Origin of the sequence: Streptococcus suis YS56 (assembly GCF_000440115.1) — a bacterium.
Classification (GTDB): domain Bacteria; phylum Bacillota; class Bacilli; order Lactobacillales; family Streptococcaceae; genus Streptococcus; species Streptococcus suis_L.
In genome coordinates this window covers 1-14,164 of the sequence record NZ_ALMY01000062.1, presented here as the reverse complement: position 1 = coordinate 14,164, position 14,164 = coordinate 1, and the positions used below count along the sequence as shown (strand labels likewise).

13 protein-coding genes and 1 other RNA gene are annotated in these 14,164 nt (G+C 41.2%); 10 read left to right on the top strand and 4 right to left on the bottom strand.

The features are described 5' to 3' along the window. Positions 1-55: 55 nt before the first annotated feature. Positions 56-259, top strand: coding sequence for a cold-shock protein (locus tag SST62_RS0107090; protein WP_004195223.1), 204 nt, complete (start codon positions 56-58; stop codon positions 257-259). A gap of 41 nt (positions 260-300) precedes the next feature. Here the strand turns inward: SST62_RS0107090 and rsmG are convergent, their stop codons facing one another. From rsmG to recU, 3 genes are read right to left on the bottom strand one after another with little or no spacing between them, the layout of a single operon-like run. After that, entirely contained in the window at positions 301-1,014 is a 714-nt protein-coding gene (gene rsmG / locus SST62_RS0107085; RefSeq protein WP_004195222.1) for a 16S rRNA (guanine(527)-N(7))-methyltransferase RsmG, read from the bottom strand. Positions 1,015-1,072: 58 nt separating this feature from the next. Beyond that, positions 1,073-3,247, bottom strand: coding sequence for a penicillin-binding protein PBP1A (gene pbp1a / locus SST62_RS0107080; protein WP_029186809.1), 2,175 nt, complete (start codon positions 3,245-3,247; stop codon positions 1,073-1,075). After that, positions 3,228-3,845 (bottom strand): Holliday junction resolvase RecU, encoded by a 618-nt coding sequence (recU, locus tag SST62_RS0107075; protein WP_004194173.1) that lies wholly within the window; start codon positions 3,843-3,845, stop codon positions 3,228-3,230. The genes pbp1a and recU overlap by 20 nt, the downstream gene beginning before the upstream one ends. A gap of 65 nt (positions 3,846-3,910) precedes the next feature. Between recU and SST62_RS0107070 the strand changes: the two genes are divergently transcribed. The 5 genes from SST62_RS0107070 to SST62_RS0107050 all read left to right on the top strand — a co-directional run bounded on the left by SST62_RS0107070 (position 3,911) and on the right by SST62_RS0107050 (position 8,044). Further along, positions 3,911-4,450: a DUF1273 domain-containing protein gene (locus tag SST62_RS0107070; RefSeq protein ID WP_024406404.1), complete on the top strand. Its 540-nt coding sequence runs from the start codon at positions 3,911-3,913 to the stop codon at positions 4,448-4,450. A 70-nt stretch (positions 4,451-4,520) separates the two neighbouring features. Further along, positions 4,521-4,856, top strand: a complete 336-nt coding sequence (gene gpsB, locus SST62_RS0107065; RefSeq protein ID WP_023369467.1) for a cell division regulator GpsB — start codon at positions 4,521-4,523, stop codon at positions 4,854-4,856. A 138-nt stretch (positions 4,857-4,994) separates the two neighbouring features. After that, positions 4,995-5,360: RNase P RNA component class B (gene rnpB, locus SST62_RS1000000112285), an RNA gene on the top strand. A 53-nt stretch (positions 5,361-5,413) separates the two neighbouring features. Beyond that, a complete protein-coding gene (locus tag SST62_RS0107055; RefSeq protein WP_024377209.1) occupies positions 5,414-6,580 on the top strand; it encodes a THUMP domain-containing class I SAM-dependent RNA methyltransferase in 1,167 nt (388 codons plus the stop codon). A 9-nt stretch (positions 6,581-6,589) separates the two neighbouring features. After that, positions 6,590-8,044 carry a cell division site-positioning protein MapZ family protein gene (locus SST62_RS0107050; RefSeq protein ID WP_029186808.1) on the top strand — a complete coding sequence of 485 codons (1,455 nt, stop codon included), beginning with the start codon at positions 6,590-6,592 and terminating at the stop codon, positions 8,042-8,044. 219 nt (positions 8,045-8,263) lie between these two features. Here the strand turns inward: SST62_RS0107050 and SST62_RS0107045 are convergent, their stop codons facing one another. Beyond that, on the bottom strand, positions 8,264-8,746 hold the full coding sequence (locus SST62_RS0107045) for an S-ribosylhomocysteine lyase (protein ID WP_029186807.1): 483 nt from the start codon (positions 8,744-8,746) through the stop codon (positions 8,264-8,266). A gap of 128 nt (positions 8,747-8,874) precedes the next feature. On the opposite strand from SST62_RS0107045, the gene SST62_RS0107040 reads away from it, so the two are divergent. The 4 genes from SST62_RS0107040 to SST62_RS0107025 all read left to right on the top strand — a co-directional run bounded on the left by SST62_RS0107040 (position 8,875) and on the right by SST62_RS0107025 (position 14,045). After that, a complete protein-coding gene (locus tag SST62_RS0107040; protein ID WP_029186806.1) occupies positions 8,875-10,488 on the top strand; it encodes a ribonuclease Y in 1,614 nt (537 codons plus the stop codon). Positions 10,489-10,608: 120 nt separating this feature from the next. Beyond that, positions 10,609-11,229 (top strand): guanylate kinase, encoded by a 621-nt coding sequence (gene gmk, locus SST62_RS0107035; RefSeq protein ID WP_029186805.1) that lies wholly within the window; start codon positions 10,609-10,611, stop codon positions 11,227-11,229. Between the two features lie 32 nt (positions 11,230-11,261). Beyond that, a complete protein-coding gene (rpoZ, locus tag SST62_RS0107030; protein WP_004195201.1) occupies positions 11,262-11,576 on the top strand; it encodes a DNA-directed RNA polymerase subunit omega in 315 nt (104 codons plus the stop codon). 78 nt (positions 11,577-11,654) lie between these two features. Then, positions 11,655-14,045, top strand: coding sequence for a primosomal protein N' (locus SST62_RS0107025; RefSeq protein WP_029186804.1), 2,391 nt, complete (start codon positions 11,655-11,657; stop codon positions 14,043-14,045). Positions 14,046-14,164: the final 119 nt, after the last annotated feature.

Sequence of the window (14,164 nt, the reverse complement as noted above, 5' to 3'; positions counted from 1 at the left end):
CTTTTGTTTTTCCTCTTGATAAGTTTTACAAATAAATAAAAAAGAGGTAACACAAATGGTACAAGGTACAGTTAAATGGTTTAATGCAGAAAAGGGATTTGGTTTTATTGCTCAAGAAAACGGTCCAGATGTATTTGCACACTTTTCTGAAATTCAGTCTAATGGTTTTAAATCTTTGGAAGATGGTCAAAAAGTGACATTTGAAGTGGAGCAAGGCCAACGTGGTCTTCAAGCAACCAATATTACAAAAATTGGATAATAAAAGAGCGGGTTTTTTAGTGAAACTCGCTTTTCTTATGTTTAAAGGGGTCTTTTATTTGGCATACCAGCTTTGCGTGGAAACTTATTTGGAGTTTCCTTTTTCTTTTCGACGATGGTCAATGTTCGAGGGTCGCCATTTGGAAGAGTATAGTCGTGGTTTTCGATGACTTTTGCGAAGAGGAGATTGAGTGCATTTTTTGCCTGTGTCAATTCATCTTCTGCGCTGGACGCCTTGAGTGCGATTAATTTTCCGTTGAGCTTCAAATAAGGGATAGTCAATTCAGAAAGAATCTGCATGCGGGCAACTGCGCGTGCTGTGACAAGGTCAAATTGTGCACGGAAGTTCTTATCTTGTGCAAAGTCTTCTGCACGACCATGATAGAAATGAACACCTTCGAGCTCTAGTTCTTCGGCAAGCAAATGTAAAAAGTTAATTCGTTTATTAAGAGAATCAATGATGGTAACATCTAGTTGCGGAAAGATAATCTTCATAGGTAGGCTAGGAAATCCAGCTCCAGCTCCAATATCTAAAAGCCGAAGAGGTTCATTCTGAATATGGCCTTGCAGGATTGGAGCGATAGAATCGTAGAAATGTTTCAGATAGACTTCGCTTTCCTCGGTAATAGCTGTCAGGTTGATTTTTTCATTCCATTCCACTAATAGTTGGAAATAGCGATGAAATTGGTGTTTTTGTTGGTCAGTTAATTGAATACCTTGGTCTGCCAAGGTTTTATAAAATACTTCAGGTTTCATAATCTTATCTTATCATAATTTAAGCAAAAGAAAAACCCAGAAGAGTCTGGGAATTTTCTTATTGACCATCTGTCTGTCCCGTCGCAGGATTGTTTCCTGTTGTTGCAGTTTCAGCTGAAGAAGTTGCAGTCTCGGTTGCAGTTCCAGATGATGTTTCGCTTGATGTTGTCGTCGCTTCGGTTGTTTCACTAGTTTCAGTCGAACTAGAAGAACTTGTACTAGAGCTAGTGTACGTGTTATAAGCATTGGAGAGTGAGCGACTACCTCTGAGATAGTAGTTGGAACCGTAACGTACGAGTCCGCTTGGCAACTCCCAATCGGTAGCAGTATAGTCCGAATGCATAAAGAGCATCATATTGTGGTAGACATCTGTTGCAATTCGCATGCTGTTATCAAGGAGAGGAGTCATACGATTGGTATATCCGGTCCAAACAGCCATTGCATACTGACTAGAATATCCAACAAAGTTTTCATCAGGAACGACCATGTAGCTATAATTTGCTTCTGGAATTGAAGCTAGAATAGTATCCGTTTCGCTATCGGTATAGTTTGATGTACCTGTTTTACCTGCCATAGGAACTCCACTAACAGAAGCGTTTAATCCATAACCGTAAGACATAACAGCCTTCATCATATCGGTCATCATGTAGGCTGTTTCGGCAGACATGACTTTGGTCCCTTGAGGAGCGTATTCTGTTACTGTTCCGTCACTAAAGACAATTTTATTGACATACTGCGGAGCGTAGTATGTGCCGCCATTGGCAAAAGCGGCGTAGGCAGCAGCCATCTTTTCACTACTTGCCCCATACTGGCTACCAGTGTCGGATGTATTACTTGAAATAGCATTAGAGTAATGAATATCTGGGTAATTGATACCAACGCTATTCAAAAATTTCAAGGCATTTTCTAAGCCTGTAGCTTCCAATGCTTTAACGGCTGTAACATTTCGAGAATACTGAATAGCAGTCTTAACAGAGATATTACCATAGTATTGTTTATCCCAGTTATTGACAGGAGTTGTTGTACCAGGGTAATTATAAGGACCATCTAAGATTAAATCTGCTGTAGATGTATAAATGCCGTTTTCAAAAGCAGGAGCATAGTCAGTGATTGGCTTCATTGTAGAACCAAAGTCTCGGTTGGTTTCAACGGCTTGGTTGGTACCAAATGAGACGTTTGTTTCTTGTTTACGACCACCTAATTGCGCAACGACTTTACCATTAGAAACATCCACAACCGTTGAAGCTACCTGTAATAAATCATCTGGATAGCTGACATACATATCTGTATTGTAGATATTCCAAAGTTGTTGCTGGGCGGCAGGATCGACGTTCGTATAGACATCCATCCCTGTTGTCAGCAAGTTGTAACCTGTTTTGGCTTCAACTTCTTCAACGACTTGTTTCAGATAGTTGTCCATATAAGCAGGATAAGCAGCTGCATTAGATAATGGTTGCAAACCATCTGTTACAGGTGTTAGAACAGCTTGTTCATACTGGGTATTATCAATGTACTTTTCTTCCAGCATCTCAGCCAATACCAAATCGCGACGTGTTTTTGCATCTTCTGGATTGGTATAAGGATCATATTGGTTTGGCGCTTGGGGCATTCCTGCTAAAAGAGCTAATTGAGGAAGAGTCAAATCTTTTAACTCTTTTCCATAAAAAGCAAGAGCAGCAGTCTTCATACCGTAGTTACCATTTGACATATACACCTTGTTGATGTAGTAGGTCAAAATCTCTTGTTTGGTATTGCGGCGTTCCAATTGAGTAGCCAGCCAAGCCTCTTGAATTTTCCGTTTTAGATTTTGATCTTCTACGGATGTCGAGAAATAAGTCAGCTTGATAAGCTGTTGGTCAAGTGTCGAGCCACCCTGCAAACGTCCTCCGCTCAAGTTATTAATCAGGGAACCCGCAATACGAATCACGTCAACCCCTCTATGATTGAAGAAGCGTTGGTCTTCGATTGCGACAATCGCATTTACCAAGTCTGTTGGAATTTCCTCAGTCTTAGCACTCGAACGTTTTTCTGCTCCTAAATCTGCAATAAGATTTCCGTTCTTATCGTAAATTTTACTTGACACAGTTGCTGTCAAAGATTCTTCTGTCAATTCTGGAGCGCTTTGGATGTAGTAAACAACCAATGCAGCTCCGGCCAGGCAGGCAATGATAGCCCCCGCAAGTAACATATTTGCAGTGATTAGAAGAGCTTTTTTAATTGTTGTAGTTTTCAAAAGATTCACCACCTAATAGATTTTTTTCAACGATTTCCAGATATGGGATGCTGGGGAAACGCCCCATTTGAATCTCAAAGCCGTATTGTCGAATAAAGGTTAGAGGCATCGACTTACTACCCATGTCTACTTGATAAAATTCGATCAAATGAGTGGCAGGCAAGAGATAGGTTTCTTTTAATGTTGAAAAGTGAAGAAGGACAAAACAAATGCCACCTTGTTTTACAACCTGTTTCATGTGTTCGATCTGATGCGCATGAAAATTTTTCATGGGCATGGATGCTTTTTGGCGTGTCTCTTTCGCTTCAAAATCAATATAATGTCTTTTAAAAACACCAGAGTAGTCTGTGGTAGATGCCTGTCGAAAGTATGCTTCGACAATCTTAGCACGGCTCCGTTTGGGGTAATCAACTTTTACAATTTGCACGGGAGTTGGCTTCTTGTGAATGACAGCAATGTCGTGCGCAAGGTAATATTGATTGCTATCGTTGATAGCGGCCTCAAAAGACATTCCGCGATTAGCAAAGTTTACTCGCTGGGATGAAATAGGACTGGTTCTATTGATTTTTTTTGACACCTTATGAGGATAATTGACCATAGAACTCCTTCTTGATAAAATAATATCAGCATATTATACCATAATTAGAGAAAAGAGTACAAGAAATGGATACTAAGAGCCTTTTGGTAACAGGTTATAGACATACAGACCTGGGAATTTTTTCAGAAAAAGATCCTCGACTGCACATTATTAAATCTGCAATTCGTAGGAATTTTATTCGTTTTTTAGAAGAGGGTGTTAGTTGGTTTATACTGACAGGTCAATTGGGCTTTGAATACTGGGCCTTAGAAGTCTTAGAAGATTTACGAGCCGAGGGGTATCAACTGAGTATTGCAACAATATTTCCATTTGAAAATCATGGCGAACAGTGGAATGAGGCTAACCAAGCAAAGTTAGCACGGTTTAAGCAGGTTGATTTTGTAAAGTATGCCTATCCACGCTATGAAAACCCAGGGCAATTTAGAGACTATAACCAGTTTCTACTGGATAATACGACAGGTTGTTATTTGTTTTACGATTCTGAAAATGAAACCAATTTGAAATATTTATATCACATGGTCTTAAAGAAAGAAGGATATAATAGAAAAACGCTTACCTTTGAAGAATTGAATGAGGAGGCTGAAAATTTTTCAAATTCTGAGTGATTTGACTTGATTTTTCCCTATTTTTTTTAATATAATAGGAGTAGTGACGTTTTAGATTAGGGAGAGAGAGATGGCAAGTATTAAATTTACGACAAAAGATATTTTCGAGCAAGATTTTAAAATTGGTTTTCGTGGCTATGACCAAGATGAAGTGAACGATTTTCTTGATGATATTATGAAAGACTACGATGCTTATGAAGCGATTATCAAGGAATTAAAAGGCGAAATTGCTCGATTGAAAGCGCAGGCAGCAAATTCTCCCAAAACAACTCTTCCTACTGAAGAATCGAACGACGTATTGCGTACAGAACGTTCATCTTCAGCGACAAACTTTGATATTCTCCGCCGTCTGAACCGTCTGGAGAAAGAAGTATTTGGAAAACAAATCGTTCAGGATCAAGAATAGAAAATTGTACACCTAAACTGACACTTTATTCGCAGTAATTTTCTTGTGCACAAATACATTCTGTATTTGTGTCAGAGATATTCCTTGATTTAAAGTGGCTTGCTTTGTAGATACAACTTCTAAGATAATTAAGGTGCAATTTTTGGATAATCGCGTGGTAGTTTTCTACCATGAGGAAAGTCCATGCTAGCACTGGCTGAGATGCCAGTAGTGTTTGTGCTAGGCGAATCAATAAGCCTAGGGACGCCCTTGGGCGTTACGGCGGTTAAAATGGCTAAGTCTTTTGATATGCCAGAGTAGATCTGAAAGTGCCACAGTGACGAAGTTTTTATGGAAACGTAAAAAATGGAACGCGGTAAACCCCTCAAGCTAGCAACCCAAACTTTGGTCGGGGCATGGGATGGATGGAAATGAACAGAAATCCTGACTGTTTAGAACAGTAGACAGATGGTTATCGAAGGTGGTAGAACCTAGTACCACCGGAACAAAACATGGCTTACAGAAAATTGCATAAAATAGGTAGCTAGCTCTGCTAGCTTTTATTGTAGAGGAAAAAAATGAAAAAACAATTTGAGTTGATTGCGACGGCAGCAGCAGGTCTGGAAGCGGTTGTGGGTCGAGAAATTCGTAATCTCGGCTATGAATGTCAAGTGGAAAATGGCCGTGTTCGATTCCAAGGAGATGTAAAATCCATTATCGAAACCAATATCTGGTTGCGTTCAGCAGATAGAATCAAAATCATTGTTGGACAATTTCCAGCAAAGACTTTTGAAGAGTTGTTCCAAGGAGTTTTTAACTTGGACTGGGAAAATTACTTGCCTCTAGGCTGCAAGTTCCCTATTTCCAAGGCCAAATGTGTCAAATCGAAATTGCATAATGAACCAAGTGTGCAGGCTATTTCTAAGAAAGCAGTTGTAAAGAAACTGCAGAAACACTTCTCTCGTCCCGAAGGGGTTCCCTTACAAGAGATGGGGGCAGAGTTTAAAATTGAAGTGTCGATTTTGAAAGATGTGGCGACAGTCATGATTGATACGACTGGTTCTAGTTTATTCAAACGTGGTTATCGTGTGGAAAAAGGTGGCGCCCCAATCAAAGAAAATATGGCAGCTGCTATTTTGCAATTATCGAATTGGTATCCAGATAAACCGCTTATTGACCCTACTTGCGGATCGGGAACTTTCTGTATTGAGGCAGCTATGTTGGCCAAAAATATAGCCCCAGGTTTGAAGAGAAGTTTTGCATTTGAGGAATGGCCGTGGGTTGAGGATCAATTGGTGGCTGCATTACGCAAAGAAGCACAAGCTTCTATCAAGGCAGATTTGGTATTAGATATTGCTGGATCAGATATTGATGCTCGTATGATTGAAATTGCGAAGAAGAATGCATTTGCGGCAGGAGTTGAGCAGGATATTGTTTTCAAGCAAATGCGTGTGCAAGACTTGCGTACAGATAAAATTAATGGTGTCATTATTTCTAATCCACCTTACGGAGAACGTTTGTTGGATGATGAAGCCATTGTTACCCTGTATCGAGAAATGGGGCAGACTTTTGAACCACTCAAAACATGGTCTAAATTTATTCTAACTAGTGATGAGTTGTTTGAAACCCGTTTTGGACAGCAAGCGGATAAGAAACGCAAACTGTATAATGGTACCCTAAAAGTGGATCTTTATCAATTTTTTGGTCAACGAGTGAAACGTCAAGTGCAAGAAGTGCAAGGATAGGAGGACATCGTGGGAGAAAAAAATAGTCATCATCTTCCTTTGGATGAGGAAAAAGTTTTAGATTTTGAAGTGGCGAAAGATTTAACAATCGAAGAAGCAGTCAAAAAACATAAGGAAATTGAAGCGGGTGTGACAGAAGATGATGGTCTCTTGGATCGTTATATCAAGCAACACCGCGCAGAAATTGAATCTCAAAAATTTGAAACCAAAATCAATCTTCTTCCTTTAGTTGAGGTGGCTGATGAGGAAAAAAATCAAGGACATGAAAGCGCGGAAGAGGTAGAAGCAAATGAGTCTTCTCTTACGGAAGTTAGTGAGGAGATTGCTCCTATTGTAGAAGAACTTTCGGTAACTCCGATGGAAACCTTGGAAGAAACAGTGATTGCAAGTACTGTAGCAATGGAGGGGTTATCTCCAATGGCAGATGATTCTAGTTTAGAATTGGAAGAAGATGAGGCCGAAGACTTGGACCATAGTGAGGGCGCAGATAGGGACCAAAAAAAGAAATTTTACTTCTGGTCAGCAGTAGGGCTTTCAATGATTGGTGTAATGGCGACGGCCCTGGTTTGGATGAATTCGGTTAACAAATCGAATACTGCGACTTCTTCAAGTTCAACAAGTACAAGCCAGACGTCATCGACAGCATCAAGTTCGACAGATGCGAATGTGACCGCTTTTGAACAGCTCTATAATAGTTTCTTTACGGATAGTAGTTTGACCAAGCTAAAAAATTCAGAATTTGGTAAATTAGCAGAACTGAAAGTGCTGTTGGAAAAATTGGATAAGAATTCGGACGGTTATACCAAAGCTAAAGAACAGTATGATCATCTTGAAAAAGCCATTGCAGCCATTCAGGCCATTAATGGTCAGTTTGATAAAGAAGTCGTTGTTAATGGTGAAATTGATACAACGGCGACGGTTAAATCAGGAGAATCTCTTTCTGCGACAACGACAGGGATTAGTGCAGTTGACAGTCTATTAGCATCAGTCGTGAATTTTGGTCGTTCACAACAGGAAGTCGCTTCGGCTACGGTAGCAAGTGAGGCTGCAGTCACAAGCAACCAAGGTGCTGATGAAACTGTATCTACTGGTGTACCAGCGACAACAGAAGTCGCTTCAACAACGGTTTCAGGCTCAACAACCGACTTTGGTATTGCCGTGCCAGCTGGTGTCGTCTTGCAACGTGACCGCAGTCGTGTTCCTTATAATCAAGCAATGATTGATGATGTAAACAATGAAGCATGGAATTTCAATCCAGGTATTCTTGAAAATATTGTGACTATCTCGCAACAACGTGGGTATATAACAGGCAATCAATATATCTTGGAAAAAGTTAATATTATCAACGGCAATGGCTACTACAATATGTTTAAACCAGATGGGACCTACTTGTTCTCTATAAATTGTAAGACAGGCTACTTTGTCGGCAATGGTGCTGGTCATTCTGATGCCTTGGATTATTAAACAAAAAAGCGGTTTAGTCGCTTCGGATTGAAGAAAAAGTCCATTTTGGACAATTTTCTTCAATCTTTTTTTCTTTATGTTGAAAATAAAAAACTCTCAGAAACGCCGAAATATCAATGTTTCTAAGAGTTTAATGACTTGCTATCTTTCGCAAACTTCTTCAATTTTTTATATTTTTAGGAGTTTGTCTACGTTCTGAGCGGTTTATCCGCTTTTTTGTTAGATTGGTTTTCTTTCAAAGGCATCGGTAGAGATTCCTTGAGAAAGGATTAGTTTTGCCCATTCTTTAGCTGAATGAAGGCTGTGGTCTTTGTAGTTGCCGCATGATTCAATGGTTGTCCCAGGAACATCCTCCCAAGTGATACCTTCTGCAATTTCTTCCAAACTCGACTTGATGACTCGAGCAATCTTTTCAGAGTCTTGTTTTCCCCACATAATCATGTGGAAACCTGTCCGACACCCGAAAGGAGAGCAGTCGATTAGCCCATCGATGCGCTGGCGAATTAGTTTAGCTAATAGATGCTCGATGGTATGTAGACCAGCTGTATCCATTGCATTTTCGTTGGGTTGGATAAGGCGAATATCAAAGTTTGTAATAATGTCTCCTTTGGGTCCGACTTCTTCAGAAATTAAGCGGATGTAAGGTGCTTTTACAATAGTGTGGTCTAGCTCGAAGCTTTCGACAGTGACTTCTTTTTTCATGGTTTCCTCCAAATAAGTGATGAATTTATTATACCATATTTGACAATTTGGAATTGTGAAATCGTTTCAAATATGATAAAATAGATACAGATTTTGTGAAAATCGAATTTTAAAAAAGAGGTAGAAATATGGGAATCATTGCATTTGTAGTGGCTCTTGTTTCTGCTCTCATTGGTTTAGTAATTGGCTACTTTGCCATTTCTTTGAAGATGAAATCTGCAAAAGAAACTGCAGAATTAACCCTTTTAAATGCAGAACAAGAAGCTAGTAATGTTCGTGGTCGAGCAGAAGAGCAAGCTGAGGTTATTCTAAAAACAGCTGAGCGCGATCGCCAGACCTTGAAAAAAGAATTACTCTTGGAAGCTAAGGAAGAAGCTCGTAAGTACCGAGAAGAAATTGCAGAAGAATTTAAGTCAGAACGTCAAGAGTTGAAGCAAATCGAATCACGCTTGACAGAGCGGGCGACCAGCTTGGACCGCAAAGACGATAATTTGACCAACAAGGAAAAGACTTTGGAACAAAAGGAACAAAGTCTGACCGATAAAGCTAAGCACATTGATGAGCGTGAACAAGAAGTTGTAAAACTCGAAGAACAAAAAGCTTTGGAGTTAGAACGAGTGGCGGCCCTCAGTCAAGAAGAGGCGAAGGAAATCATCCTTACCGATACACGTGATAAATTGACGCATGAAATTGCGACTCGTATCAAGGAAGCAGAGCGTGAAGTAAAAGAACGTTCTGATAAGATGGCAAAGGACTTGTTAGCTCAAGCGATGCAACGCATATCGGGTGAATATGTGGCTGAGCAGACGATTACATCGGTTCATTTACCGGATGATGCGATGAAGGGACGGATTATTGGACGTGAGGGTCGAAATATTCGTACCTTTGAAAGTCTCACAGGTATCGATGTTATCATTGATGATACACCAGAAGTGGTTGTTCTATCAGGTTTTGATCCGATTCGCCGTGAGATTGCCCGTATGACCATGGAGACCTTGCTTCAAGATGGTCGTATTCATCCAGCTCGTATTGAGGAGTTGGTTGAGAAACACCGTGTAGAAATGGATAACCGTATTCGTGAGTATGGGGAAGCTGCTGCTTATGAAGTTGGGGCACCAAACCTTCATCCAGACTTGATTAAAATCATGGGACGTTTGCATTTCCGTACCTCTTATGGACAAAATGTTCTTCGCCACTCAATCGAAGTTGCTAAATTAGCAGGTGTACTTGCTGCTGAATTGGGCGAGAATGTGAATTTGGCACGTCGAGCTGGTTTCCTACATGACGTTGGTAAAGCTATTGACCGTGAGGTGGATGGAAGCCACGTTGAAATCGGTACAGAATTGGCTAAGAAATATAAAGAGAATCCAATTGTTATCAATGCGATTGCTAGTCACCATGGCGATGTAGAAGCGACAAGTACTATTGCAGTTATTGTGGCTGCGGCAGATGCTCTGAGCGCTGCTCGTCCAGGTTCGCGTCGTGAATCTATGGAAGCCTACATCAAACGTCTGCAAGACTTGGAAGAAATCGCCAACAGTTTCGAAGGGATTAAACAATCCTATGCTATTCAGGCTGGTCGTGAAATTCGGATTATCGTTCATCCTAACAAGGTCACTGATGATCAAATTACCATCTTGGCCCATGATGTTCGTGAGAAAATTGAAAATAATCTGGATTATCCAGGAAATATCAAAATCACTGTCATCCGTGAAACAAGAGCAACCGATGTTGCTAAATAAGTTAGGGGGAGCTAGATTAGCTCCTCTTTCTTTGTGAAAAATTCTTTTGCTCATTTAAAATCAGTTGAAATTCCTAGGGATTTTTGTTACACTAGAATGAAAGATTTTAAAGGAGATATCATGAAAGAGCGAGGCTTACTCATTGTCTTTTCTGGCCCATCTGGTGTTGGAAAAGGAACAGTTCGAAAGGAAATTTTTGAAAGCTCTGATAATAAATTTGAATATTCTGTATCCATGACGACACGTCCACAGAGACCGGGAGAAGTTGATGGAGTTGACTATTTCTTCCGTAGTCGTGAGGAATTTGAAGATTTGATTCGCCAGGGTCAAATGTTGGAATATGCAGAGTACGTTGGAAATTACTATGGAACACCTCTGACCTATGTCAATGAAACTCTTGATAAGGGAATTGATGTCTTTTTAGAAATTGAAGTACAGGGTGCTCTCCAAGTGAAGAAAAAGGTTCCAGATGGGGTGTTCATTTTCTTGACACCACCTGACTTGGAGGAGTTGCAAGATCGCTTGATTGGTCGCGGAACGGATAGTGAGGAAGTCATTGCTCAACGTATCGAACGTGCCAAGGAAGAGATCGCCTTGATGCGTGAGTATGACTATGCAGTTGTCAATGATGAAGTTCCGTTGGCAGCTGAACGTGTGAAACGCATAATCGAAGCGGAGCATTTCCGAGTGGACCGTGTGATTGGACGCTACGATGAAATGATTCGTGATGTGAACAAGTAAGGAACTATAGATAGAAAGTAGAGAATAGAACTATGATGTTGAAACCATCTATTGATACCTTGTTGGATAAGGTACCATCTAAGTACTCATTGGTTATTCTTGAGGCCAAACGTGCCCATGAATTGGAAGCGGGAGCAAAACCAACTCAAGAATTTACTTCTGTAAAATCAACCCTTCGTGCCTTGGAAGAAATTGAATCTGGTAATGTGGTTATCCACCCAGATCCAGAAGCAAAACGTGAGGCAGTTCGTCGCCGTGCCGAAGAGGCTAAACGTTTGGCGGAAGAAGAAGAGAAGAAAATCAAAGAACAAATTGCTAAAGAAAAAGAAGAAGGCGAAAAGATTTAATAAAAAACTCGGTTGGGATTACCATCCGGGTTTCTTTTCACTTACGGATTGTTAGATTTTTTACAGAAAGGAGGAAGGATGTTAGCACAGGTTATTGTAGACGTTCCTTTGATGCAGACAGATCAAGCTTATTCTTATCGCGTTCCAGCTGAGTTGGAAGAGGGGCTCATGGTTGGCGTGCGTGTCCATGTACCCTTTGGCAAGGGAAATCGGCTGATTCAAGGGATTATAGTTGACTTGATTGATGAAGATGACGAAAATAAGGTACAAGACTTGAAAGAGCTTGCCGAGGTTTTGGACTATAGTCCTGTTCTCAATCAAGAGCAATTTTGGTTGGCGGACCAGATGAGGAAGTCGGTCTTCTCCTATAAAATTACCCTCTTAAAATCCATGCTACCCAGCTTGCTCAATTCGACCTATGACAAATTGATCCGTCCAGGGATTGGTTTGGAAATGGCAGAGCAGCTTAGTCTGTTTGGTGATAAGGAGCAGATTCGTTTTTCTGACTTGGACGTGACAGAGCAAGGGAAAATCATGCGTCTGGCCCAGTCAGGAAAAATCTTGGTAGACTATGTGGCCAAGGACAAAAAACAAATCAAAACTGAAAAATGGTACCGTGTTTGTCTGGAGAAATTACGAGAAGCAGACATCAGCAATCGGGCCAAAAAACGCCAGCAGTTAAGGGAATTTCTTCTGAAACACTCGGATGATCAGCTCTTTTCAAACCTAAAATCGGACTATTCAGCTGATACGCTCCGCTATTTCCAAGAAAAAGGCTATATTGAAGTCTGGGAAGAGGAAGTGTCGCGGACTCAGGGTGTTTTTGATAAGGTGGAAAAATCGCAGGCCTTGGATTTGAATCCGGAGCAGGCCATTGCGGTTCGGGAGATTGTGGCCTCTATCAGTCAGGAAAGTCAGACATTTCTACTGCAAGGAGTGACTGGCTCTGGGAAGACGGAAGTCTATCTCCAGGTCATTGATAGGGTCTTGAAGATGGGGAAAACGGCTATTATGCTGGTACCTGAGATTTCCTTGACCCCTCAGATGACCAATCGTTTCATCTCTCGTTTTGGTCAGCAGGTTGCTATTTTGCATTCGGGCTTGTCTGACGGTGAGAAGTATGACGAGTGGCGAAAGATTGAGGCGGGAAATGCCCAAGTAGTTGTCGGGGCTCGCTCGGCTATTTTTGCACCATTGACAAATTTGGGTGTTATCATCATTGATGAGGAGCATGAGGCGACCTACAAGCAGGACAGCAATCCACGCTACCATGCGCGTGATGTGGCAAAGTTGCGGGCTGATTATAATCGGGCGACTCTGGTCTTGGGGTCTGCTACGCCGAGTCTTGAAACACGGGCTCGGGCTAGTCGAGGTGTCTATGGAAGACTGACTCTTAACCAGAGGGCCAATCCCTTGGCTCGTATTCCAGAAGTGGAAGTTGTGGATTTCCGTGATTATATCGGTCAGCAGGAGGCTAGTAATTTTACGCCTGTTTTAATTGATAAGATTAAAGAAAAACTAGACCGAAATGAACAAGTTGTCCTAATGTTAAACCGCCGAGGCTATTCTTCTTTTGTCATGTGTCGTGATTGTGGGAGTGTTGACCAGTGTCCCAACTGTGATATTTCCCTAACGCTCCATATGGACACAAAAACGATGAATTGCCACTACTGTGGGTTTCAAAAGGGGATTCCTCAGACCTGTCCAAACTGCCAAAGTCGCTCCATTCGTTATTATGGGACGGGTACGCAAAAGGCCTACGATGAATTGCGGGAGCTCTTGCCAGAGGCTAGAATTTTGCGTATGGATGTGGATACTACCAAGAAAAAAGGTGCTCATGAGGACTTACTCGAACGGTTTGGTCGAGGCGAAGCGGATATTCTTCTGGGAACCCAGATGATTGCCAAGGGCTTGGATTTTCCAAATGTGACGCTGGTTGGAGTGCTCAATGCTGATACGGCTCTCAATTTGCCTGATTTCCGTTCTTCTGAGCGGACCTTCCAGTTGCTCACTCAGGTAGCCGGTCGGGCTGGTCGAGCTGATAAGGAAGGGGAAGTCCTGATTCAGACCTATAACCCCAATCATTATGCCATTGCTTTTGCCAAAGAGCAGGATTATGAAGGTTTCTATCGTTATGAGATGGGCATTCGGAAAAATCTTGGCTATCCACCTTACTATTTTACAGTTGGCTTAACCTTTTCGCACAAGTCGGAAGAATTTGTCGTGAAAAAAGCCTATGAAACTGTAGCCTTTCTCCGTCAACATTTAACAGATTCAATTCAAATCCTGGGACCGACGCCCAAGCCCATTGCCAGAACCCATAATCTCTACCACTACCAGATTATCTTGAAATACCGGCATGAAGACCGTTTGGAAGAGGTGCTCAATCAGATTTTGGATTGGACACAGGAGAGAGAAAATCAAGATTTGCGGCTGATTATTGACAATGAACCGCAGAATATGATGTGAGGTCACTATTGACCTTGCATTTTTTTATTTTATTCGGCTGATTTACCACGCCAAACGCATGAAGAAAAATTCGTTTTCAGAAAACGAAAATCATAACCAAACATCAATCAAAGTAGTAC